The 23152-nt window shown below is 70.8% G+C and carries 16 protein-coding genes; 13 read left to right on the forward strand and 3 right to left on the reverse strand.

Annotated elements, in window-relative coordinates; genetic code table 11:
• Window position 1: 1 nt before the first annotated feature.
• Together C882_RS12425 and C882_RS12430 are read right to left on the reverse strand one after the other, a co-directional pair.
• Complete coding sequence (locus C882_RS12425; RefSeq protein ID WP_009540962.1) at window positions 2-1498, reverse strand: di-heme oxidoreductase family protein; 1497 nt, start codon at window positions 1496-1498, stop codon at window positions 2-4.
• A 75-nt stretch (window positions 1499-1573) separates the two neighbouring features.
• A complete protein-coding gene (locus C882_RS12430) occupies window positions 1574-2848 on the reverse strand; it encodes an imelysin family protein (RefSeq protein ID WP_009540963.1) in 1275 nt (424 codons plus the stop codon).
• Window positions 2849-3231: 383 nt separating this feature from the next.
• On the opposite strand from C882_RS12430, the gene C882_RS12435 reads away from it, so the two are divergent.
• From C882_RS12435 to C882_RS12485, 11 genes are all read left to right on the forward strand, one after another.
• Window positions 3232-3705: a hypothetical protein gene (locus C882_RS12435; RefSeq protein ID WP_009540964.1), complete on the forward strand. Its 474-nt coding sequence runs from the start codon at window positions 3232-3234 to the stop codon at window positions 3703-3705.
• A gap of 165 nt (window positions 3706-3870) precedes the next feature.
• On the forward strand, window positions 3871-4881 hold the full coding sequence (locus C882_RS12440; RefSeq protein WP_043645391.1) for an ABC transporter substrate-binding protein: 1011 nt from the start codon (window positions 3871-3873) through the stop codon (window positions 4879-4881).
• Window positions 4878-8270 (forward strand): PAS-domain containing protein, encoded by a 3393-nt coding sequence (locus tag C882_RS23265; RefSeq protein ID WP_009540966.1) that lies wholly within the window; start codon window positions 4878-4880, stop codon window positions 8268-8270. Before C882_RS12440 ends, C882_RS23265 begins: the two co-directional genes overlap by 4 nt.
• Window positions 8267-8659 carry a response regulator gene (locus tag C882_RS12450; RefSeq protein WP_009540967.1) on the forward strand — a complete coding sequence of 131 codons (393 nt, stop codon included), beginning with the start codon at window positions 8267-8269 and terminating at the stop codon, window positions 8657-8659. Before C882_RS23265 ends, C882_RS12450 begins: the two co-directional genes overlap by 4 nt.
• Window positions 8656-9726 (forward strand): adenylate/guanylate cyclase domain-containing protein, encoded by a 1071-nt coding sequence (locus C882_RS12455; RefSeq protein ID WP_009540968.1) that lies wholly within the window; start codon window positions 8656-8658, stop codon window positions 9724-9726. The genes C882_RS12450 and C882_RS12455 overlap by 4 nt, the downstream gene beginning before the upstream one ends.
• Complete coding sequence (locus C882_RS12460) at window positions 9723-10427, forward strand: Crp/Fnr family transcriptional regulator (RefSeq protein WP_009540969.1); 705 nt, start codon at window positions 9723-9725, stop codon at window positions 10425-10427. The genes C882_RS12455 and C882_RS12460 overlap by 4 nt, the downstream gene beginning before the upstream one ends.
• A gap of 113 nt (window positions 10428-10540) precedes the next feature.
• Window positions 10541-12013 carry an FAD-binding oxidoreductase gene (locus C882_RS12465; protein WP_009540970.1) on the forward strand — a complete coding sequence of 491 codons (1473 nt, stop codon included), beginning with the start codon at window positions 10541-10543 and terminating at the stop codon, window positions 12011-12013.
• A 278-nt stretch (window positions 12014-12291) separates the two neighbouring features.
• Window positions 12292-12897 (forward strand): OsmC family protein, encoded by a 606-nt coding sequence (locus C882_RS12470; protein WP_009540971.1) that lies wholly within the window; start codon window positions 12292-12294, stop codon window positions 12895-12897.
• Window positions 12898-12980: 83 nt separating this feature from the next.
• A complete protein-coding gene (locus C882_RS12475) occupies window positions 12981-14210 on the forward strand; it encodes an NAD(P)-binding domain-containing protein (RefSeq protein ID WP_009540972.1) in 1230 nt (409 codons plus the stop codon).
• A gap of 17 nt (window positions 14211-14227) precedes the next feature.
• Window positions 14228-15430 (forward strand): NAD(P)/FAD-dependent oxidoreductase, encoded by a 1203-nt coding sequence (locus C882_RS12480; protein WP_009540973.1) that lies wholly within the window; start codon window positions 14228-14230, stop codon window positions 15428-15430.
• 228 nt (window positions 15431-15658) lie between these two features.
• Window positions 15659-16036: a group I truncated hemoglobin gene (locus tag C882_RS12485; protein ID WP_009540974.1), complete on the forward strand. Its 378-nt coding sequence runs from the start codon at window positions 15659-15661 to the stop codon at window positions 16034-16036.
• On the opposite strand, the gene C882_RS23270 is transcribed toward C882_RS12485, so the two are convergent.
• On the reverse strand, window positions 15999-20588 hold the full coding sequence (locus C882_RS23270) for an alpha/beta fold hydrolase (RefSeq protein WP_009540975.1): 4590 nt from the start codon (window positions 20586-20588) through the stop codon (window positions 15999-16001). The genes C882_RS12485 and C882_RS23270 overlap by 38 nt on opposite strands.
• 217 nt (window positions 20589-20805) lie before the next feature.
• Here C882_RS23270 and C882_RS12495 point away from each other — a divergent pair, with 217 nt between their 5' ends.
• Together C882_RS12495 and ccrA are read left to right on the forward strand one after the other, a co-directional pair.
• A complete protein-coding gene (locus C882_RS12495) occupies window positions 20806-21078 on the forward strand; it encodes a DUF1127 domain-containing protein (protein ID WP_009540976.1) in 273 nt (90 codons plus the stop codon).
• Window positions 21079-21321: 243 nt separating this feature from the next.
• Window positions 21322-23103, forward strand: coding sequence for a crotonyl-CoA carboxylase/reductase (gene ccrA / locus C882_RS12500; RefSeq protein ID WP_009540977.1), 1782 nt, complete (start codon window positions 21322-21324; stop codon window positions 23101-23103).
• The last annotated feature ends 49 nt before the right edge of the window (window positions 23104-23152 follow it).

A 23152-nucleotide genomic window follows, 5' to 3' on the forward strand; every position in this document is an offset into this window, starting at 1 on the left:
CTCACAGGGAATTGACGAACCGCAGCAGGGCGTCGCGGTCCTCCTTGGGCATGGTGCGGAAGGCTTCGCGCGCGGCTTTGGCCTCGCCGCCGTGCCACAGGACGGCCTCGGTGACGTTGCGGGCGCGGCCGTCGTGCAGGAAGTTGGTGTGGCCGCTGACCGTTTCCGTCAGGCCGATGCCCCACAGCGGCGCCGTCCGCCACTCGCGCCCCGATGCCTCGCCCTCGGGCCGGTTGTCGGCCAGGCCCTCGCCCATGTCGTGCAGCAGCATGTCGGTGTAGGGCCAGATGAGCTGGTCGCGCAGTTCCGGCTCCGGGCCGTCGGCGGCGGTGCGGAATTTCGGGTTGTGACAGCTTGCGCAGCCGATGCCGTAGAACAGGCCCTTGCCGCGCAGCACCTGCGGGTCGTCGGCATCGCGGCGGGCGGGCACGGCCAGGTGGCGGCTGTAGAACAGCACCAGATCGGTGACCTGCTGGTGCGCTTCCAGCCCGTCGTACTGCTCGTCCCCGCCATGGATGGCGGCGATGCAGGGCTCCTGCGCACTTGTGCATTCGCCCGAGCCGGCGGGCTTCATGGGCGTGGAGATGCCCATGTCGCCGGCAAAGGCGCCCTGAGCCTGGGCGTCGATGGTGGGGTTGCCGGCCTTCCAGCCGAAGCGGCCGAGCACGACCTCGCCGGTTTCCGGGTCCGTCACCCACTGCGGCTTGCCGGAAATGCCGTCGCCGTCGGCGTCGTCGGGATCGGCGAGCGCCAGGATCTGTTCGGCCGGCACCTGTTCCAGCAGTCCGAGGCCGATCATCTGCGGCGCGACGCGCGGCGAAATCATGACGTCGGGGTGCATGGGGCCATAGCCCAGGTCGGTGACGGTGTAGGTGGGATGGCGCAGCGATGCGGTCTCGCCGCCGGACAGCTCGACCGTCTCTTCCTCGTAGGTGATGTGCATGCGGCCCTCGGCCGCGTGGCCCTGGATGGCAAGGTCCTGCAACTGCCCGCCGTAGACGGGGTCGGGGATGACGGTGGCCTGATGCGTTTCCAGAAGCTTGCGCTGGGCGTCGTCCTGCGGCGGGATGGACAGGCGCAGGAACATGCTCTCGGCCACGTCGTCGGGGTGGTTGGCCGCCGGCGGATGGCCGCGGCCGTCCTTCAGGTGGCAGCGCTGGCAGGACTTGGCGTTGTAGAGCGGCCCCAGACCGTCGGCCGCCTTGGTCGACGCGGGGGCGGAAACCCACAGGCGGCGGAAGAAGCCGTTCCCGACCTTGAAGTTCATCTCCCGCTCAAACGCCATGTTGGCGGAGCTGTGGGAGAAGGCATTGCGGTCCAGCCGCTTGGTGTGCGTGGTGTCGCCGCCGGGACGGTCCTCGCCCGGTTCGGGCGCCGAGAAGTCGGTGGTGGGCGCCAGTCCCGCCCGTCCGTCGTCGGCAGCCGTGTCCGCCGTGGCGGCGGCCAGTGGTGCCGCCGCGAAGGCACCGACGGCCAGCATGGTCAGGAAACGCTTCATGGTCTCACCCCTTCAACCGGAAACAGGGCGGCGTACGCGCCGCCCTGTTCGGGTCCACAAACCCCGAAGGGTCTTTTACTCGAAAACCTTCTCCGGCGCATCAAGACTGTCCGAGCCCTCGAAGTCGAGACCACCCAGACCGGCCGCGGCCACCACCTGCTCGATAGAGCGGGTCTGCGCGGTCAGCGCGTCGACGGCCGCCTGGATCTTGGCGTTGCCCTCGGGGTTCTCGGCACCGAGCATCTGGTCGTAGGCCTCGCCGCCCTGGGCGGTGTCCACCAGCACGCCCATGGCGTCCATGGTGGCGGCCAGGCGGGTGGTCATGTCCTTGTGCACCGCCGGGTCCTTGGCTTCCACCAGGTCGGCCAGCGCCGGGCCGGTCACCACGGTGCCGTCAATGCGGGTGTAGCGGCCGTGGTAGACGTTCTGGATACCCTTGGCGTTGAAGTAGTGGGAGTAGTGCGTGTTGTCGCTGAAGCAATCGTGCTCTTCCTCCGGGTCGTGGAGCATGAGGCCGAGCTTCATGCGCTCGCCGGCCAGTTCGCCGTAGGACAGGCTGCCCATGCCGGTGACCATCATGGCGAGGCCCTTGGTCGGGTCGTCGGCGACGGCGGCACGCGCCTCGCCGCCCGGCGCCCAGGCCGCGACCATTTCCTTCAGGTCGTCAATCAGCAGCTCCGACGCGGTGGTCAGGTATGCGATGCGACGCTCGCAGTTGCCGCCGGTGCAGTTGGCCGGGTCGAAGTCGGTGGCCGGGCGGGCACCCGCACCCGGGCCGGTGCCGTTCAGGTCCTGGCCCCACAGCAGGAACTCGACGGCGTGGTAGCCGGTGGCGACGTTGGCCTCGACGCCGTCGGCCTCGTGCAGGGTGTCCGACAGCAGGGTCTTGGTGATGGCGGAGGCGTCGATCTGCTCGCCGCTCAGCGTCAGGGTCGGATTGGCGATGACGTTGGCGGAATAGGCGGCGTTCTCGGCGCTTTCATCGCCATAGGCGGCGGCGACGTAGTCGATCAGCCCTTCGTCCAGCGGCCAGGCGTTCACGCGGCCTTCCCAGGCGTCGACGATGGGGTTGCCGAAACGGTAGACCTCGGACTGCTGGTACGGCTCGCGGGCCGAGACCCAGGCCTTGCGCGCGGCGGCCAGCGTCTCCTCGGACGGCGACTCGACCAGGGCGTCGATGGCGGCGTCGAGGTCCTGGGCGGCCTTCAGGCTGTCCTCGTACTTGGCGTGGGCCATGTCGGCATAGGTCGCGACCACGTCGGCGGCGGCCGGCGGCGCGGCCTGGGCGGGCGCGGCGGAGGCGGCAGCGAGAAGAATCGCGGCGGCGCCAGCGGTGGCAAGCGTCTTCATCCGATGTGTTCCCCTGGTTCAAGTGTGGTTTTTATGTGCTAACGCAACTCAAAGTGATTTGCAACCACCCGCTGCACTCGGGTATGTCGCAGCCCGGCGGCTGAGTGCTTTCTCCGTCCGCCCCGCGGCTCAGTCCCCAAGTGCGGGCTTCTCCGCCGGTCCTTCACCAGCGGTCGTTTATATAATAATCATTATCATTTGCAGCGAGAGCGGGCAAGGCGGTTGGCCTCCGGCATCGCGAGAGGGCGATGGCCGCCGCTCCTGCCTTGGCCGGTTCGGCCTGTGTCAAATCGCACAAGGACGGGCCATCCGCGCGGCTACTGTCTCCTCACCGGGACACGAGATCCCGGAAATGAAACAAATGATCCAGCAGGAGACAGGAAATGACCAAGCGTTTCAGCAACATCTTCGCCGCCGCCGTCGCCATCGCCGTCGGTGCGGCCGCCCTGACCGGCCCCTCCGCATCCGCCGTCGCGGGCGAGCACATGAAGACCCTGACCAGCACGACCTGGAAGCCGGGCTACATGAAGGACGACGACAACCGCTACATCAAGTTCGTCATGGCCGAAACCGGGGCCGACGCCCGCACCACGGGCATCGAGAGCCGGCACACCTGGGCGCCGGGTTTCAGCGGCGGCGGGGACGGCACCTACCAGCGCATCGTCGAGCGCGACGCCAACCGCACGCCCGCCCTGGTGATGAAGGTCGAGGGCCGCGGCATCTGGGCGCCCGGCTTCCGACACGAGGGAAACGGCCGGTATAGCCGCGTGACCTACATCCACACCGGCGCGGCCTCGGGCACGATGGTGGCCGGCGACGCCAAGGGCAGTCCGGCCGAGGTCGCGGAGGCGCGATGACGGCCGGGGCCGGAGCGGGATCGGACGGCAACCGTCGTCCCGCTCCGGCGGGCCCGGACAAGCGGCGGAGGATCACAGGCGGCCGCCCGGTCCTCCGCTACCACCGAAGCTCGGTTGGGGCGGCGGCGCCGGTCCTGTAGCCTTGTCGGGCAGAGGGTGGATCCCGTGGCGTCCGTGCTCCGCCGGCGCCGCGTCACCATGGTGGGCGACATGGTCCGGGCCCTGCTTTTTCTCGTCGTCATGCTGACCGCCGCCGCCGCCGGCTTCGGCATGGGGCCCGCGCGCGCCGACCATCTGGCCGGCAAGCGCGTCCTGCACATCGACAGCTACCACGCCGGAAACGAGTGGAACGACCGGATCGCGGTGGCCGTGCGAGAGGGCTTCGAGGACACGGGCGTCGACCTGCGCATCATCCACATGGACGCCAAGCGCAAGGCCGAGCCGCACCAGATCGCCGGCGCGGTGGAGGCGGTCCTGCGCACCATCGAGGCCTTTCGCCCCCACGTCGTGACAACCAGCGACGATCCCGTCGCGCGGTACGTCATCATGCCGCATTTCCGCGACGCCGACCTGCCCATCGTCTTCTCGGGCCTGAACTGGGATGCGGGTGCCTACGGCCTGCCCTACGGCAATGTCACCGGCATGGTCGAGGTTTCGCCCATCCCGCAGATCGTGCGGCTTCTGCGGTCCCACGCGCGTGGCGACCGCATCGGCTTCATTGCCGAGGACACCGACACCAAGCGCAAGGAACTGGCCCACCACGAAAAGCTGTTCGGCCTGTCCTACGACGCCGTCTACCTGGTTTCCAGCTTCCCTGAGTGGACGACGGCCTTTCGCCGTGCGCAGTCAGAGGTGGACATGCTGGTGGTGCTGGGCGTCGGGGCGCTGACCGACTGGGACGAAACCGCCGCCCGCCGCCTGACGGAAGAGGAAACCCGCATTCCCACCGGCACCGACTTTGCGTGGCTGGCGCCGTACACGCTGCTGGCGGTCGCCAAGGTGCCCGAGGAGCAGGGCCGCTTCATGGCCGAGGCCGCGCAACGCATCCTGCACGGCGAGCGGCCGGGTGACATCCCGCTGGCCTACAACAGGGAGGGCGAGTTGCTGTTCAACCAGCGCATCGCCGCGCGGCTGGGCATCGACACGCCGCCGCCGCTCGCCCGCATGGTGCCGTGACCGCCGCCGGCACGGCGCGCGACGGCCGCGGCGCGTCGCTGGCATGGCGGGCGCTGCGCTCGGTCAGTCTGGGCATCACGCTCGTGGTCGTGGTGGCGACCCTGCTGGCGTATCGGCAGGTGGAGGCCGGGCTGGAAAGCCAGGCGTTGGCCAGCCTGCGCACGACCATCGAGGAACGCCGCGCCCGCGAGAGCATGGTTTTCACCCATGCCGGCGCCAACCTGGACATCGCCGCCACCTCCTACGACCGGCAGCTCACGCTGACCGGCTTTCCCGACGTGCGCCATCGCTTCGACGTGTTGTTCGACCGGCACGACGACGGCACGCTGCGCGTCGCCGAGGATGTCTTCTGGCGCACCGGCGTGACCGGCTTCATCGGCAAGCATGTGCTGGTGGACGACGATCTGAAGCGCCGCATCGTGGCGGGCTACGACGTGCTCGCGCGCCTGGGGCCGGCGTTCCGGGCCGGCTACACCAACTTCTACATGGTCCTGCCCGAGCCGGCGGTGCTCATGTTCTGGCCGGACACGCCGTGGGCGCTGGAGGCCTCCGACTGGCAGCTTTTCGGCAAGCTGGACCTGTTGTCGCAGGCGGACCATCCCCTGCCGGCCGAAGGCACGGTGCCCCATGCGGAGTGGTCCGACCTCTACTACGACTATGGTGCGGCCGAATGGGTGGTTTCGGCCCTGCGCCCGGTGTCCGAAAACGGCCGGCTGCTCGCGAGCTTCGGGCAGGACCTGCTGCTCAACGACCTGATGACCCGCATCGCCACCAGCGAGCCGGGCGGCCCCTACAGCCTGCTTGTGCGCGACGACGGCCGCCTGATCGCCCACCCCCGCTTCATGGAGGCGGTGCAGGCCAGCAGCGGCCAGTTGACCGTGGCCCGCACCGGCGACGCCCATCTCGCCCGCACACTGGACCTGGCGCGGGAGGGCGCAGACGATGTGATCGTCGAGAACCGCACCGACGGCGAAGTTCTGGCCGTCACCCGTCTGGACGGGCCGGGGTGGTTTCTCATCACTGCCTTTCCGCGCGCCTTGCTCAGCGACCAGGCCTTCCGCACGGCAAGGCTGGTGATGGCGCTGGGCCTGCTGGCGCTGGTGATCGAGCTGGTGATCCTGTCCTGGGTGCTGCGCCGCCACGTCAGCGCGCCGCTGAAGCGCCTGACCGGCGCCGCCCGCGCTGTGGCGGCGGGGCGGCCGGTGTCGGACCTGGACACCGTCCGGCGCGACGAGGTGGGCATCCTGTCCCGCGCCTTCGAGGAAATGGCTCAGCGTATCGACGCGCGCGAGCGGGCGCTGACCGCACAGAAGGGCACGCTTGCCGACCTCAACGCACAGCTCCGCCGCGAGCTGGACGAGCGCGCGCGGGCGGAGCGGGAGTTGCGCAACCAGCGGGAATTGCTGGCGCTGCTCAACGTCATCGACTACGGCATCCTGTTTCTTGACCGCGACCTGCGGATCCGCATCGGCAACCGGGCCTACCGAGAGCTGTGGAACATCCCCGAAAGCCTGGCGACGCCGGGCACGCCGGTGCGGATGCTGTTCGACGTCAACCGTCACGCCGGGCTCTACGACGTGCCGGACGCCGAATGGGAAGCCTATGTCGCCGGCCGCATGGCCGCCATCCGCGCCGGTCCCACGGCCCCGCGCGAGATGAAGCGGTTGGACGGGCGGACGATCCTCTATCGCGTGGTGGCGCTGCCCGACGGCGGGCGGATGCTCACCTATCAGGACGTGACGGCGGAGCGCCGCGCCATGGAGGCCCTGCATGCCGCCGAGCGCCGCCACCGCCGCCTGCTTGAGGCAGCACCCTTCCCGCTGACCGTCACCCGCCAGGACGACGGCACGATCCTTTATGCCAACGGCCGCATGGCAGAGGTGGCGGGCATTCCGCTGAACCAGCTTCTGGGCGCGCCGGGGGTGGAGCGCTTCATCGCGCCCGAGCACCGCGCCATGCTCAAGGAGCGACTTCAGCGCACGGGCCGGGCGGAGCAGTGCGAGGTGCGCCTGCGCCTGCCCTCGGGCCGGGAGTTCTGGGCGCTGGTCAACGCCGTGCAGACCGAGCACGAGGGCCAGCCGGCCGTCATCGCGGGCTTCCACGACATCTCCATCCTGAAGCAGCGCGAGCAGGAACTGCGCGACGCCAGCGCGCTCAAGGACGCCGCGTTGCGCGACCTGAACGCCGTGCTGGACACCATCGACTACGGCGTCCTGTTCTGCGGTCCGGACCTGAAGGCGCGGCTCGCCAACCGGGCCTACCGCGAAATCTGGGGCATTCCGCAGGACTTCTACGACCACCCCCGCACCCTGCGCCAGGACCTGGAGCAGAGCATGCGCGCCGGGTTGTATCCGGTCACGCGCGAGCAATGGCCGGCCTATCTGGAAGACCGCATTGAAGAGGTGCGCGCCGGCGGCATTCCCTCCCGCGAACTGGCGCTGGCCAACGGCCGCATCATCCAGTTCCACGGCATCGCGCTGCCCGACGGCGGGCGGATGCTCACCTATTTCGACATCACGGAGTTGAAGCAGGCGGAGGCCGCGCTGCGCCGCACGGTGTCCGACCTGGAACGCTCCCGCGCCGCGCTTCAGCGCCAGGCGGCGGTGCAGGTGGAACTGGCCCAGCGCTACGCCGCCGAGAAGCGCCGGGCGGAGGACGCCAGCCGCACCAAGTCCCAGTTCCTCGCCAACATGAGCCACGAGCTGCGCACGCCCATGAACGCCATCATCGGGTTCACCCGCATCGTCCTGCGGCGCGGGCGCGACGTGCTGCCGGAACGCCAAGTGGGGAACCTCGAAAAGATTCTCGCCAGCGCCAACCACCTGCTGTCGCTCATCAACCAGGTGCTGGACCTGTCGAAGATCGAGGCCGGGCAAATGGACGTCCGCCCTGTCCGCTTCGCCCTGCCGCCGCTGGTGGAGCAGTCCCTGCGCACCGTCGAGCCCATGATCCGCCGGCCTGGCCGCGTGCGGCTTGAAACCGACCTGGACCCGGCGCTGCCCGACCTGCTCGCCGACCAGGGCAAGGTGCGGCAGATACTGCTCAATCTCTTGAGCAACGCGGTCAAGTTCACGGAGGCGGGGACCGTCACCGTGTCCGCCCGCGCGGTGGCGGAGGGGGTGGAGATCACGGTGACCGACACCGGCATCGGCATCCCGGAAGACGCCCGCGAGCTGGTGTTCGACGAATTCCGGCAGGTCGACGGCGGCCCGACGCGCGCGCACGGCGGCACGGGCCTCGGGCTGTCCATCAGCCGACGGCTGGCGCGGCTCATGGGGGGCGACATCACGCTGGCCGACCGGCCGGGCGGCGGTTCCGTCTTTCGCGTGATCCTGCCGCCGCGAGCGGTTGCGCCGGACCCGGCGGAGACGGGGGAGGCGGTGTCATGACGGCGACCATCCTGGTGGTGGAGGACGTGGAGATGAACCTCGACCTCATGGTCCAGCTTCTGGAGGATCACTGCACGGTCGTCACGGCCGCCGACGGGGCGGCGGGGCTGGCGGCGGCGGCGCGGGTGCGGCCGGACATCATCCTCATGGACCTGTCCCTGCCCGTGCTGGACGGGTGGGAGGCGACGCGCCGCCTGAAGGCCGACCCGGAGCTGGCGTCCATCCCCGTCATCGCCCTGTCCGCCCACGCCATGGCAGGGGATGCCGAGAAAGCGCGGGCGGCCGGGTGCGACGAGTATCTCGCCAAGCCGCTGGACGAGGACCAGCTGTTCGACCGCCTGCGCGCCTTCCTTGGTGCCGGGGCGCTGGACGGGGAGCCGGCGCCATGACCCGCGACACCGTGGCGGCGCAGCTGCCGCGCGTCCTCATCGTCGACGACGACGCGGCCAACCGCGACCTGCTGGAGCAGGAGCTGGAGGCCATGGACTGCGATCCGCTGCTGGCCTCGGACGGCATGGCCGCGCTGGCGATGCTGGAGGACGATCCGCCGGATCTGGTCCTGCTGGACGTGATGATGCCGGTGGTGGACGGCTTTTCCGTGCTGGCGGCCATGCGCGGTTCGGCTCGGCTGCGCGACGTGCCCGTCGTGATGATCTCGGCCCTCGACGACCTGGCGAGCGTGGTTGCCGGCGTGGAACTGGGCGCCGATGACTACCTGACAAAGCCCTTCGAGCCGGCGCTCCTGCGCGCCCGCGTCCAGGCCTGCCTGGAGAAGAAGCGCTGGCGCGACCGGGAAGCCGCCTACTTGCGCGAGATCGAGGCCGAACGCGCCCGTGCCGATGCGCTGCTGCACGCCATCCTGCCCGCACCGGCTGTGACGGAACTGAAGGCGACGGGCCGGGTCACGCCCCGCCGGCACGAGGATGTGGCGGTGCTGTTCGCCGACATCGTGGGCTTCACCCGCTATGCCGAGGCCCACCCGCCCGAACAGGTGGTGGAGGAGCTGGAGCGCCTGCTGGACGCCTGCGACGGATGTCTCGACCGTCACGGGCTGGAGAAGATCAAGGGCGTCGGCGACGGCGTGGCGGTAACGGCCAACCTGCTGCTGCCCAACCCCGACCCCGTCGGCGCCTGCCTGCGCGGCGGGCTGGACATGCTTTCGGGCCTTCGCGCCCAGCACCCCCACTGGCGCATGCGGGTGGGCATCGATGCTGGTCCGGTGCTGTCCGCCGCCGTCGGCCGGACCAAGTTCTCCTTCGACGTCTGGGGCGATGTTGTCAATGTGGCAAGCCGCCTGTCGGGCCTGGGTGCGGATGAGGCCCTTTACCTCACCGACCGTGCCTGGCGCCGCCTCGGGTCGGGTGCCTCGACGTTTTCGTTCGAGGCCCTTGGTCCGGTGCCCGTGCGCGGGCGGGGCGACATGGTCCTGTGGCGCTGCCGGGGAGCATCACCATGACGGCCGCCGCCGCGCGCACCCTGGAAACCCTGGGCCGCATCCCGCTCTATGCCTCCCTGCCGGCCGAGGAGATCGCGCGGCTGGACACCCGCTGCGGCTGGAAGCGCTACGAGCCCGGCCAGTGGATCCTGGACTACGACGAGGACGGCACCGACGTCTTCTTCGTCACCGTCGGGCGCGTGCGCGTGCTGATCCGCACAGTCGGCGGGCAGGACGTGATCCTGCGCGACATCGGCGACGGCGAGTTCTTCGGCGAGCTGGCCGCCATCGACGGCGCCCCGCGCTCGGCCGGCATCCTGGCGCTGACCGCTGTGACGGTGGCGCGGATGTCGGCGGGCGTCTTCCGCGAGACGCTTCACCGGTGGCCGGACGCCTGCGACCAGGTGCTGGCGCTGCTGGCCGGGCAGGTGCGGCGGCTGTCGGCGCGGGTGAACGAGTACGGCACGCTGAATGCCCGCCACCGCATCTACGCCGAGCTTCTGCGCCTGTCCCGGCCGTCGGCGGACGGGCGGGCCGCGGTGCTTTCGCCGCCGCCCACCCATGCGGAGATCGGCGCCCGGGTCGCCGCCCGCCGCGAGGCCGTCAACCGTGAACTGCGGGCGCTGGAAAAGGCGGGCCTGCTGGAAAGGCGGCGCGGCGGGCTGGTGCTCACCGATCCCGACCGCCTTCTGGAAATGATCCGGGAAGCCGAGGAAGAGTGACCCATCTCACAGCCTGTGCCTTTTCGCACAAGCGCCCTCTGCCGCGCCCGCTACGGTCCCTGGTGAGACGCCGGTCAACCGGCCACCCGCATTCCAGACCGGGGACCAGACCCATGACACCCTTCGACACCCTCACCCGCGCGGACGAGACCATTCTCGTCACCACGCTGGACGGCTATGACCGTGCCGTGCCCGTCGCCGCCGTCGAGGCCCTGCGCGCCGCGGTGCGCGGCCCCGTCTGCCTGCCCGGCGACGCCGGCTATGACGAGGCGCGCACCCTGTGGAACGCCATGATCGACCGCCATCCGGCCGTCGTCGTGCGCTGCCGGGGCGCGGCCGACGTCGCCCGCGCCGTCGACTTCTGCCGCGAGCACGGACTTCTGCTGGCCGTACGCGGCGGCGGCCACAACATTGCCGGCCGGGCTGTGTGCGAGGGCGGCGTGCTCATCGACCTGTCGCTGATGCGGTCGGTGCACGTCGATCCTGCCGCCCGCCGCGCCGTCGTGGAACCGGGCTGCCTGCTGTCGGACGTCGACTGCGAAACGCAGGCGCATGGCCTGGCCGTGCCGACGGGCATCAACTCCACCACCGGCATCGCCGGGCTGACGCTGGGCGGCGGCTTCGGCTGGCTGACCCGCAAGCACGGCCTGACCATCGACAGCCTGACCGCCGCCGAGGTGGTCACCGCCGACGGCGCCATCCGGCGCGCCTCGGCCACCGAGAACCCGGACCTGTTCTGGGCCCTGCGCGGCGGCGGCGGCAACTTCGGCATCGTGACGGCGTTCGAGTTCGCCCTGCACGACCTGGGGCCCCAGGTGACGGCCGGGCTGGTGGTCTTTCCCATGGACCGCGCGCGGGAGATTATGAAAACCTACCGCGCCTCCATCGCCGACGGGCCGGACGACCTGACCGTCTGGGCCGTCCTGCGCAAGGCGCCGCCGCTGCCGTTCCTGCCCGAGGAGGTGCACGGGACCGACGTTCTGATCCTGGTGGTCTGCCACGTCGGGCCGCTGGAGGATGCCGACGCCGCCCTGGCGCCCGTGCTGGCGCTGCCCGGCGCGATCGGCACCGCCGTCGGTCCGCAGTCCTTCGCCGACTGGCAGATGGCCTTCGACGCCTCGGCCGGTCCGGGAGCGCGGAACTACTGGAAAACCCATGATTTCCTGACGCTGCCCGACGCCGCGATGGAGGCGGTGTTCAACTACGCCGACCGTCTGCCGACCGGCGAGTGCGAGGTGTTCTTCGGCCATGTCGGCGGCGCGTCGTCGCGGGTTCCGGTGGAAGCTACGGCCTTCCCGCAGCGCCGGCCGCATTACGTGATGAACGTGCACGCGCGCTGGCAGGACAGGGCCGACGACGCCCGCTGCATCGCCTGGGCGCGCGGGCTGTTCAACGCCACCGCCCCCTTCGCCGCCGGCACGGCCTACGTCAACTTCATGCCGGAGGACGAGGGCGGGCGCACCGACAGCGCTTATGGCGCCAACATGGAGCGGCTGGCGCGGATCAAGGCCGAGGTCGACCCCGGCAACCTGTTCCGCGTCAACCAGAACATCCGGCCCCGCGCCACCCCCATGCCGGCCGAATAGGCCCGCAGCCCCGAGCGATCTCTCTGCGCTCAACCGGCCTTGCCGCGCCCTGCGGCACCCTTCGGGGTGTCGTGGTGGTGCGGCTTTTTTCTTTCCGGAACAATGGCTTGACCGTGTGAATCGAGGCCCTGGGCAATTCCACGACTAGCCCCGTCAATTCCACTGCCGTTTCCACGCGGCCTTCCACGCGCAGGGCCTAAACCTGTCTTCGTGAGGCGGACGCAGACCCGCCCGCAGTCCAGACGAAGAGACACAACCCAAGACCAGGAGACGGTCCGATGACCCAGATGACCATGGACACCACCACCACGATGGACAAGGCCGAGCACAAGGCGCCGGAGCCCATGAACGGCGTCGACACGCCGGCGCTGTTCGCCACCATCAACGCCGTCGGCGGCCAGCCGGAGCTGGCGCGGTTCCAGTTCCGCGCCCAGAGCCGCTGGGTGGACGGCACCCACAGCCGCAGCACCATGTCGGGCTTCTTCGGCGCGGGCGGGGAGCACGTCCACGCGGCGGTGTTCAAGGCCGATGCCGACCACCCCGCCGTCCTGTGCGGCGCCGACAACGGCCCGACGCCGGTGGAGTTCGTGCTGCACGCCCTGGCCGCCTGCCTGACGGCGGGCATCGCCAACATCGCGGCGGCGCGCGGGGTGCGGCTGCGGAGCGTGGAAAGCAGCGTGGAAGGCGACATCGACCTGCGCGGCATCCTCGGCCTGTCGGACGAGGTGCGCAACGGCTTCCAGGCGATCCGCATCCGCTTCGCGGTGGAGGGCGATGCCTCCCCCCAGAAGCTGCGCGAGATCGTGGAGCAGTCCCGCAAGCGCTCCGCCGTCTTCGACATCCTCACCAACGGCGTCCCCGTCGAGGTGATGGTCGACGCCTGACGAAGCCCCGCGCCGACGGCCGTCCGAGCCTTAAGCCGGACCGGACGGCCGTCGAGCCGGCCTTGATCCCGGAGATCAGTCCCATGTTCCGCACCAGCGTCATCATCATCGGCGGCGGCCAGGCGGGCCTTGCCATGAGCCATTGCCTCACCCGCCGGGGCGTCGATCATGTCGTGCTCGAACGCGGCCGCGTGGGCGAGCGCTGGCGGTCGGAGCGGTGGGACAGCTTGCGCCTTCTCACGCCCAACTGGATGACCCGCCTGCCGGGCCGCGCCTACGACGGACCCGACCCCGACGGCTTCATGAGCATGGCCGAGGTGGTGCGGTTCCTGGAGGACTACGCCGCCTCCGGCGCCTGCCCGGTGGAGACGGGCGTGTCCGTCCGCTCCGTCACCCGCCGCGGCTATGGCCGCTACCGGGTGGAAACAAGCCACGGCGCATGGGAGGCGCCGGCGGTGGTGGTCGCGACCGGCATGTGCGGCGTGCCGCTGATCCCGCCGGCCTCCGCCGCGCTGCCCGACGACATCGACCAACTGACGCCGACGGCCTACCGCAATCCCTCCATGGTGCGGGACGGCGGCGTGCTGGTGGTTGGTGCCTCGGCCTCGGGCCTGCAACTGGCCGAGGAACTGGCGCGGGCCGGGCGGCGCGTGACGCTCTCGGTCGGCCGCCACATCCGGCTGCCCCGGCGGTATCTGGGGCGGGACATCCTGTGGTGGTTCGACCGCATGGGCACGCTCACCCAGCCCGCCCAGGCCGTCCCCAACCTGGAGCGCGCCCGCCGCCAGCCCTCCATGCAGCTGGTCGGGCGGCCGGATCACGGGAGCCTGGACCTGGGCACGCTCATGGACGCGGGCGTGCGGCTGACGGGCCGTGCCGGGGCAGTGACCGGCGGGCGGATGGCCTTCGCCGACGACCTGCCGGAGGCCATGGCCGCCGCCGATGCCCGCATGGTGCGGCTGCTGGACGGCATCGACGCCTTCGCCGGCACATCCGGCGCGCGGCCCCGGCCGCTGACGGCGCCCGCCACGCCGTCGCGCCTGGACCTGCGGGCGGAGGGCATCGGCACCGTCATCTGGGCCACCGGGTTCCGCCGCGACTATTCGTGGCTGCACGTGCCGGTGCTGGATGCGGCCGGAGAGATCATCCACGACGGCGGCGTCACGCCGGCGCCGGGCCTGGTGGTGCTGGGACTGCGGTTCCTCCGCCACCGATCGAGCAACTTCATCGGCGGCGTCGGGCGGGATGCCGAGGCGCTCGCCGATCATCTGGTCCGCCACCTGGCGACCGTGCGCCGCGTCGTCGCGGCCTGACCCTCGGGAGACCGACCATGAGCACGCGTACAGCCCTGACCGTCGATGTCCTGGTGATCGGCGCCCGCTGCGCGGGCGCGGCCACCGCCATGCTTCTGGCCCGCCACGGCCTGTCCGTCCTGATGGCGGATCGGGGCGGCTACGGCACCGACACGCTGTCCACCCACGCCCTGATGCGCGGCGGCGTCCTGCAACTGCACCGCTGGGGGCTGCTGGAGCGGGTGAGGGCCATGAACACGCCCGCCGTCCGCCGCACCGAATTCCATTACGACGAGGAGGTGCTGGACATCGAGATCGCGCCCGCCCACGGCACCGATGCCCTCTATTCACCCCGCCGCATGGTGCTGGACAGCATTCTGGTGGACGCCGCGCAAGAAGCCGGCGTGCAGGTGCGCCACCACCACACCCTGACCGCGCTCATGCGCAACGGAAACGGCCGGGTTACCGGCGGCATTCTGCGCGACGAGGAGGGGCGGGAGGTCGCCGTGACCGCCGGGCTGGTGGTCGGCGCCGACGGCATCGGCTCGGCGGTGGCGCGGCTGGCCGGGGCACCGGTGGAGGTGAAGGCGCGCCATGCCTCGGCGGTTATCTACGGCTACTTCACCGGCCTGTCCGGCGACGCCTACCGCTGGTTCTACCGGCCGAACGTTTCCGCCGGCGTCATCCCGACCACGGCCGGGCGGGCCTGCGTCTTCGCCTCCATGCCGCCGGGGCGCTTCAAGGGCATGATGCGTGACGGCGCGGCGGCTGGCTTCAATGCCGTGGTCGCCGAAAGCGCGCCCGACCTGCCGGCGGAGATGGCGGCGAAGGGTGCGCGTCTGGAAGGACGGCTGCTGGCCTTTACCGGCCGCAAGGGCTTCCTCCGCCGCGCCCATGGTCCCGGCTGGGCGCTGGTGGGCGATGCGGGATACTTCAAGGACCCGCTGACGGCACACGGCATCACCGATGCCTTCCGCGATTCCGAGCTTCTGGCGAACGCCGCCGCTGCCGGCACGGATGCCGCGCTGGCCGAATACCAGGCGGTGCGCGACACCCTCTCGCGGCCCCTGTTCGAGGTCACCGATGCCGTCGCCTCCTTCGACTGGACGGTGCCGGAGCTGAAGGCCCTGCACATCGGCCTCAACAAGGCCATGAAGGCGGAGGTCGCGCACATGCTCACGTGGCCGGACGTGCCGAAGGCGCGGCACCTGCGCCCTTCGATCACGCCGGTCCCCGCCTGATGGCCCGTGGACGCCCCCCGACGGCCGGCGGTAGGCTTGATCTTTATCCGCGACGACGATTGGCATCGTCGTCGCTGCGTTCAAGCGCCACGCAGGCTCACGCGCCATAAGGCGCGGCGGCCGGTGGGCCTTGCCGGGCGACGCATGTACGATTTCAAGTGTCGCCCGGGTTTGCGCCGCCGTCCGTTGCCGGGTGCGGGTCCGTGGCCGCATGGTGGAGCCGCCGTCATGGACACGCTCTACGCCCGCCTCGGCGGGCCCGCCGCCGTCGCGCGCCTCGTCTTCGATTTCTACGACCGGGTGCTGAAGCACGAGCGCCTGGCGGCTTTCTTCGCCACCACCGACATGGCGCGGCTGGTGGACCATCAGGCCCGGTTCCTGGGCAGCGTCATGGGCGGGCCGGCGGCGCAATCGGACGGGCGGCTGCGCGAGGTCCATGCCGGGCTCGACATCCGGCCGGAGGACTTCGACGCCATGCTGGGCCTGCTGCAGGAAGCCCTTCAGGCGCATGCGGTGGCACCCGCCGATGTGGAGCATGTCATGGCGGAGATGCGCAGGCGACGGCCGCTCATCGTCCGGGCGCGGGAGACGTCGCCGTCGCGCTGACGCCCAACGGCGCCCCGGTCTTCATGGCCGCCCGGCACCGATCGGCCTCCAGCCGGTAGCCGGCCGCTTCCGCCGTGCGCAGCGCATCGTCCAACAGCGCGGCGGCCTCGGCGGCTTGGCCCGCATCCGCCAGGGCTTGGGCCAAGGCACGCAGAACCTGCACCCGCAGCCAGCGGTCGCGCATCGCTTCCGTCCGCGCCAGGGCCTCGCGCAGCGCGGCGCGGCGGGCGATGGGGTCGACGCCGGGCGCGGCCGGGCAGCAGGCGCGGACCACCGACGCATAGTCCAGGAACTGCCGCATGTGGAACCGGTCGGCCGCCGCCTGCGCCGCATCCAGAGTGGCGGCGGCGGCCAGTGTCATCGTCCCGTCGCCGCGCAGGAGCAGGGCATGGCCGAGCGTCGCCAGCAGCCAGCACTGGAAGATCAGCTTGGGGTGTTCCCGGCAGCCGGCCGCCGCCGCCTCCACCGCCGGAATGTCGATGGCCCGGGCGTCGGTCAGCAGAAGAGCGCGCGTGCGGAAGTAGGTGGCGAAGAAGGTATCGAAGGGCCGTCCCGTCTCGGCCGCCAGCGTCGCCGCCTGATCCGACAGGGTCCGCGCCCGCGTCGCATCACCCAGGTACGCCGCCGCCAGCGCCGCATGGCCCAGATACCAGACCGACCGCGTGCCGAACTGGCCGAAGCGGTCGCCGCGCAGGCCGACGAAGTGGTCGTGATGAGGCGCCAGCCGCCGCTCCGCCGCCTTCGCATCGGACCGCAGCAGAAGCGCCTGCGAGGCCGCCAGGTCCGCCTCCCGCCCGTACCGCTCCAGCCCCTTGGCCTTGGCGAGCGCCTTGAGCGCATCGGCTGTGGCGATGGCGTCGTCCAGGCGGCCGTGGGTACTTTCGATGTAGCTGGTGTGAAGCAGCACCTGCGCCAGCCGTTCCGGGTCCTCCAGCCGCGCGGCAAGGGCGCGGGCCTCCTGCAGGCGTTCGAACGCTGCGTGGAAGGCGCCGATGCCGTCCAGGGCCGGGCGCATCCGGGTGCGGATGTCGACGGCGCGGCGCAGCGCCTCCGGCGTCTCGGGCAGGGCGGAAAGGGCGCGTGCCGCCTTTTCCAGCGCCTGGGCGGCGGCGGCGTAGGCGGATCGGTCGATGGCGCGGTCGGCGGCCTCCACCAGATAGCGCGCCGCCTTGTCCCAGGCTTCCGCCTCCACCGCGTGATCGGCCAGCTTCTCGATGTGATCGGTCAGGCGCCCTGCGTAGAGGGCTTCCATGGCCGCCAACACGCCGGCATGGATCGTCCGCCGACGGTCGCGCAGCAGCGAGGCATAGGCGACGTCGTGGGTGATGGCGTGCTTGAAGGTGTATTCGCGCTCGGGGTAGCACTGGGTCTCGAACAGGAACTCCGCCGCCTGGAGCCGCCCCAGCGCCGCCGCCAGCCGGTCCGGCGGCAAGTCGGCCACGGCTTCCAGCAGCGCCACCGGCACGTCCTTGCCGACCACGGCGGCGGCCTGGAGCAGGTGGCGGTCGTCCTCCGCCAGACGGTCGATGCGGGCGGCGATGACCGACTGCACCGTCGGCGGAACCTCCACCGCCGTGACCGGCACCAGCGCGCGATAGCGGCTGGGGCGCCCCTCCAGCCGGCCGTCCTGGACCAGCGTGCGCACCGTCTCTTCGGCGAACAGGGGCACGCCGTCGGCGCGCTCAGCCAGAAGTGTGAGAAGCGTCGCGACGCTGGGATCGTCGCCGAGCAGGGCGCGGACCAGTTCCTGCGTTTCCCAGCGGTCCAGCGGGTCCAGGCGCAGGGGCTGGAAGCTGCTCCGCCCCGACCACGGCGGGTGGTATTCCGGCCGGTAGGTCACCAGCAGCAGCACCCCCAGCGCGTCCAGCCCCTCCACCAAGCGGGCGAGGACGGCGTCGCTGCCCGGGTCCATCCAGTGCAGGTCTTCGACCAGCAGCACCACGGGCGCCCGCCGCGCCTCCAGCGACAGCAGCACGCGCACCGCCTCTGTCATCCGCTCGCGCCTGGCGCCGGCGTCCAGCGTGTCCCAGGCGGCATCCGCCGGCGGCTGGTCCAGGGCAAAGAGCAGCGGGGGCAGCAGCGCCTCCGATCCGGGCAGGACGGAGAGGCGGCGGGAGACGGCGGCACGGGCGGCCTCGGGCGGATCGGTCTCGCCGATGCCGAGAAGCGCGCGGACCAGCTTGCGCAGCACGCCGTGGCTGACATTGGCATCGAATTCCAGTGCGCCGACCTCCACCAGGATGCAGCCGGCGACCGCCTCCGACGCCAGGAATTCATGCGTCAGGCGCGACTTGCCGAGGCCCGGATCGGCCACCACGCCCACCACCTGGCCGTGCCCGGCCCGCGCGCGGCCAAGGGCCCGGATCAGCAGCTGCAGCTCGGTCTCCCGCCCCACCATGGGCGTCAGGATGCGGCCGGCGCGCAGGTGCCAGCGGGTGAGCGCGCGGTTTTCCTCCAGAACCTCGAACACCGGCCGGTCGCGGCTCCAGCCGGGACACTCGGAGCGGGGGAGGGGCTCGGTGCGGACCGAGCCGCCGGCGGCGGAGCGGGCACGGTCGGTCGCCGCGATGGCGGCGCGCCTCAGGCAGCCAGTCAGCGTGCGGGCGAGCCGCACCGGCGCCCCGGCCACTTCCAGACCGCCGCTGAAGGCAGCCAGGGTGCCCGAGCCGCGCACCACCGCCTCTCCGGTGTCGATGCCGGCGCGCATCCGGGCGCTTCCGCCGCTTTGGACGGATACGGCGTCGCGAATGGCCAGCGCGGCGCGGCAGGCCTGCCAGGCGTGCCCCTCTTGCGCCACCGGCGCCCCGAACAGGACGGTGAGGCCCGAGGGGTCGGCACCGATGACCACGCCCCCGGCGTCGTCCACCGCGCGTCGGGCGGCGGCCATCAGCGGGTCCATGACGGCGAGGGCGGCCTCGGGGTCGTCGTCCTCGAAGGCGGTGAGCGGGCTGATGATCTCCAGCGCCAGCACGGTCACCTGCTTGCGGGACTGGTCCGGGGCAGGGGCGGGCATAGGCGCCGGTGCCCGGGGCCGCGGTTGCTCGGTGCCGGTGAACGCCCGCAGCTCGCGCAGGAACTGGTCGAAGGCGGGCTCGCCGGCCAGCAGGATGTGGTTGGCGCTGTCCAGCTCCACGAACCGCGCGCCGGCAATGCCGCGGGCAAAGGCGCGGCCCTGGTCCAGCGGCGCCACGCCGTCCTCGCGGGCGTGCAGGACCAGCGTCGGCACGCTCACGCGGTCCAGCAGGGCCGAGACGTCGACCTCTCCGAAGCTTGCCTGAAGCCGATAGGCGTCGGCGGGCGACATGGTGCGCATTTGCAGGTCGTTGAGCCACGCCATCTGCTCCGGCGTCGCGCCGGGGATGAACAGCGACGTGAACAATTGGCGGAACAGCGGATGGTTCTGCCCCCACCCCTCGCGCATGAGCACGGCCATGGCCTCGCGCGATGCGATCTCGCCGGGATTGCCGCGCTTGCGCCAGCCCTGGACGTAGCCGCCGTACAGGATCAGGTGCGATACCCGCCCGGGGTGGCGCACCGCATAGGCCACCGCCACCGCCGCCCCCTGCGAAATGCCGAGCAGGGCGAAGCGGTCATGCCCGGCGGCGTCGGCAACCGCCTCCAGGTCACCCACCATGGCCTCGAACGAGACATCCTCGGTGGTGCCGGACAGTCCGCAGCAGCGCTCGTCATAGCGGATGAAGGTGTGGCCGTCCGAGAGCGCCTTGATCCAGTGGCGCCAGACCGGGCTTTCGCGGTCGTAGCGTAAGTGCGACATCCAGTGCCCGGCCCGCAGCAGCGGCGGCCCGGCTCCGGCCGGTGCCCAGGCGATGCGCAGGCCGTCGCGCGTGGTGCAGAACCGAATGTCCTCCTCCGGCGCGTCGGCTTGTGCAGGCGGCGGTGGGGGAGGCGCCGCCAGCCGCGCCGTCCCGGCGGCCGCGCGGGCGGCGGCCGCCAGGGCCTCGACCTCGCGGGCCAGATCCTCGTCCTCCGGGCTGAGGGCGCGCAGGGCGTGGGCATGGGGCAGGGCGCGGTCGGGGTGGTCGCGCAGGCGCCCGATCAGGTCCCGCAGCAGCCGCAGGCGCAGGATTTCCAGCGCGTTGGCATGGGCCATGCGCCACGCCTCGAACTCGGGGCAGTTGGACAGGTACAGGTCTTCCAGGAAGCCGCCTCGGAAGGCCGACACGGCGTCCTCCAGCGTGGACGTCTCCACCTCTTCCAGTCGCTCGGGGTCCAGTCCGGCGACACGGTCGAGGTCCAGGTCGATGCCGTCGGTGTGCAGGAAGACCGTGTCGCGCTGGGCGTCCAGGCGGACGCGGCCCTCGTCGTCGACGATGCGGCGCAGCTTCGACAGGCTCCAGCGCAGGGCGCCACGCGGATCGTCGGGAATGTCCCAGAACAACTCGCACAGGCGCTCGCGCCGCTGGGGACGGTCGACCACCGCCAGGTAGGCAAGCAGCGCACGGGTCTTGCGCGAGGGGGGCAGCACCACCGCCTCGCCGCCACGAGTCACCTTCAGGTCGCCCAGAACCCCGATCTCCAGCCGTCCGTCCATGAGCCGACGTCCGCTGCCGTTCAAGCCGGAAGTTTAGCAAAGCACCGCGACGCCCACCGCGCGCGAAAGCCGTATGCGGTGGTTCATCCGAAAGGCGGCGGCACGGATTCCACGCCGTTTCCACGCCGCCTTCCACGGCCGCTTCCACTGGCGCGCGGCATCGTGGGGGCATGGGAGGACGGCATGGGGCCGGTCCTCGCCCCCGGAGGAAAAGACCATGGAAAAGACCCTGAACGCCGTCGTCGACGGCTCGACCCTCGAACGCCAGGTGAGCACCGTTCTTCGAGCCGTGGCGCAAACGTTTGCCCGCGCCGCGCACCGCCTGGCCGAGCGGCGCCGCATCGCCCGCGAGATCGCCGAGTTGCACGCGATGACCGACCGCGACTTGAAGGACATCGGCATCGAGCGCTGCGACATCGGCGCCGTGGCGCGCGGCGCCTTCGAACCCTTTGAAAGCCGCCGGAACAGGACCCGCCTGTCGGGCGGTTGATATGACAGAGGCTGGCGCCGCTTCGCACCCGCGATCATACTGTCCAGGCACAGCCGCCTTCTGGCGCGCTGTGCCTGTTTCCCGCCCCGGTTCAGATCACGGCGGCGGATTTTCAAAATTTTCAGGTTTTCGCATTTTTCGCTGCAGAAAGTTTGCAAGTTTGCAAATTTACATCAGATTGTGCATTGCGGAAGAAAATTTTGTCATACATCATCGCGTCGCAACAAAACGAGGGACGCGACCATGACCAAGGACCTGTACGACATCGGCGAGATGCCGCCCATCGGCGAAGTGCCGGCCAAGATGCACGCCTGGCTGATCCGGCCCGAGCGCTTCGGCGAGCCGTCGAAGGCTTTCGAGAAGGAAGTCGTGGACGTGCCGGAGATCGGCGACTACGACTGCCTCGTCTACGTCATGGCCGCCGGCGTCAACTACAACAACGTGTGGGCGGGCCTCGGCATCCCGGTCAACGTCATCGCCGCGCGCAACAAGGCCGGCGAGCCCGAGGAGTTCCACATCGGCGGCTCCGACGCGTCGGGCATCGTCTACAAGGTGGGCAAGAAGGTCACCAACGTGAAGGTCGGCGACGAGGTCGTGGTCCACTGCGGCACCTACGACCCGGAATGCCCGAGCGTGCAGGCGGGCGTCGACCAGATGTACTCGCCCACCTACCGCATCTGGGGCTATGAGACCAACTACGGCAGCTTCGCCCAGTTCACCAAGGTCAAGGGCACCCAGTGCGCGCCCAAGCCCAAGCACCTGACGTGGGAAGAGGCCGCCGCCTACATGCTGGTCGGCGCGACCGCCTACCGCATGCTGCTGGGCTGGAACGAGCACGCCCTGCGCGAGGGCGACGTGGCGCTCATCTGGGGCGGGGCCGGCGGTCTCGGCTCCATGGCCATCCAGATCGCCAAGGCGAAGGGTGCCGTGCCCATCGCGGTCGTTTCCGGCGAGGACAAGTTCGACTACTGCCAGCAGCTGGGCGCCAAGGGCTGCATCAACCGCAAGAACTTCGACCACTGGGGCATGCTGCCGCACTGGAAGGACACGGCGGGCTACAACACGTGGCTCAAGGGCGTGCGCTCCTTCGGCAAGGCCATCTGGGAGGTGCTGGGCGAGAAGAAGCAGCCGCGCATCGTCTTCGAGCATCCGGGCGAGACCACCATCCCGACGTCGCTGTTCGTCTGCGACACCGGCGGCATGGTCGCCATCTGCGCCGGCACCACGGGCTACAACGCCACCGTCGACCTGCGGTATATGTGGATGCGCCAGAAGCGCGTTCAGGGCTCCCACTTCGCCAACGACGCGCAGTGCTACGCCTTCAACGACATGGTCATCCAGGGCCTGATCGACCCCTGCCTGTCGCGCGGGTTCACCTGGGATGAAATCCCCGACGCCCACCAGCTCATGTACGAGAACAAGCACCCGCACGGCAACATGGGCGTGCTGGTCGGCGCCACGGAGTTCGGCCTTGGCAAGACCGCCGACGAACCGATGCCGCTGCCGCACCCGGACATGCCGGCCCACCAGGAGGACGACCTGCCGCGCCTGGTGCCGGTCTCCATCCCGCTGGAGGACGTGGAGGCGGCCGAGACCGCCGAAGCGGCCGGCGGGGCCAACGACGGCGCGACGGTGCGCGACATCATGGTCCGCGACATGTCCATGGTCGGCCCGGACGACACCCTGGCGACCGCCGCGCGCCTGATGCTGGAGCGCAACACCACCGCCGTCGTGGTCGCCGACCAGGGCAAGCCCGTCGGCATCGTCTCCCACACCGACGTGGTGCTGGCGGGGCAGGGGCGGCCGACGCAGGTGGTCCACGACACGCCGGTGAAGCAGGTGATGACCCCCGACCCCTACACCGTGGAGGCGGGCACCACCCTGACCCAGGCGGTGTCGTTCATGACCGGCCACCGGGTGCACCATCTGGTGGTGACCGAGAACGGCAAGGCCGCGGGCATCATCGCCACCGGCGACGTCATGCGCCGCATGGTCTCGGAAACGGCGCGCACCGCCGCCGAATGACCGGTAGGAAAGGGGAGCGGCCGCCGGCCGCTCCCGCTTTCGTTGACGG

The sequence above is a fragment of the Caenispirillum salinarum AK4 genome, assembly GCF_000315795.1.
GTDB lineage: Bacteria > Pseudomonadota > Alphaproteobacteria > Rhodospirillales > Rhodospirillaceae > Caenispirillum > Caenispirillum salinarum.

Excerpts from the sequence above, each read along its gene's own strand:
- C882_RS12485 (WP_009540974.1), top strand. The coding sequence starts at position 15,659 with ATGGACACGCTCTACGCCCGCCTCGGCGGGCCCGCCGCCGTCGCGCGC.
- C882_RS12470 (WP_009540971.1), top strand. The coding sequence starts at position 12,292 with ATGACCCAGATGACCATGGACACCACCACCACGATGGACAAGGCCGAG.
- C882_RS12455 (WP_009540968.1), top strand. The coding sequence starts at position 8,656 with ATGACCCGCGACACCGTGGCGGCGCAGCTGCCGCGCGTCCTCATCGTC.
- C882_RS12430 (WP_009540963.1), bottom strand. The coding sequence starts at position 2,848 with ATGAAGACGCTTGCCACCGCTGGCGCCGCCGCGATTCTTCTCGCTGCC.
- C882_RS12450 (WP_009540967.1), top strand. The coding sequence starts at position 8,267 with ATGACGGCGACCATCCTGGTGGTGGAGGACGTGGAGATGAACCTCGAC.
- C882_RS12465 (WP_009540970.1), top strand. The coding sequence starts at position 10,541 with ATGACACCCTTCGACACCCTCACCCGCGCGGACGAGACCATTCTCGTC.
- C882_RS12435 (WP_009540964.1), top strand. The coding sequence starts at position 3,232 with ATGACCAAGCGTTTCAGCAACATCTTCGCCGCCGCCGTCGCCATCGCC.
- C882_RS12475 (WP_009540972.1), top strand. The coding sequence starts at position 12,981 with ATGTTCCGCACCAGCGTCATCATCATCGGCGGCGGCCAGGCGGGCCTT.
- ccrA (WP_009540977.1), top strand. The coding sequence starts at position 21,322 with ATGACCAAGGACCTGTACGACATCGGCGAGATGCCGCCCATCGGCGAA.
- C882_RS23270 (WP_009540975.1), bottom strand. The coding sequence starts at position 20,588 with ATGGACGGACGGCTGGAGATCGGGGTTCTGGGCGACCTGAAGGTGACT.
- C882_RS12460 (WP_009540969.1), top strand. The coding sequence starts at position 9,723 with ATGACGGCCGCCGCCGCGCGCACCCTGGAAACCCTGGGCCGCATCCCG.
- C882_RS12480 (WP_009540973.1), top strand. The coding sequence starts at position 14,228 with ATGAGCACGCGTACAGCCCTGACCGTCGATGTCCTGGTGATCGGCGCC.
- C882_RS12425 (WP_009540962.1), bottom strand. The coding sequence starts at position 1,498 with ATGAAGCGTTTCCTGACCATGCTGGCCGTCGGTGCCTTCGCGGCGGCA.
- C882_RS12495 (WP_009540976.1), top strand. The coding sequence starts at position 20,806 with ATGGAAAAGACCCTGAACGCCGTCGTCGACGGCTCGACCCTCGAACGC.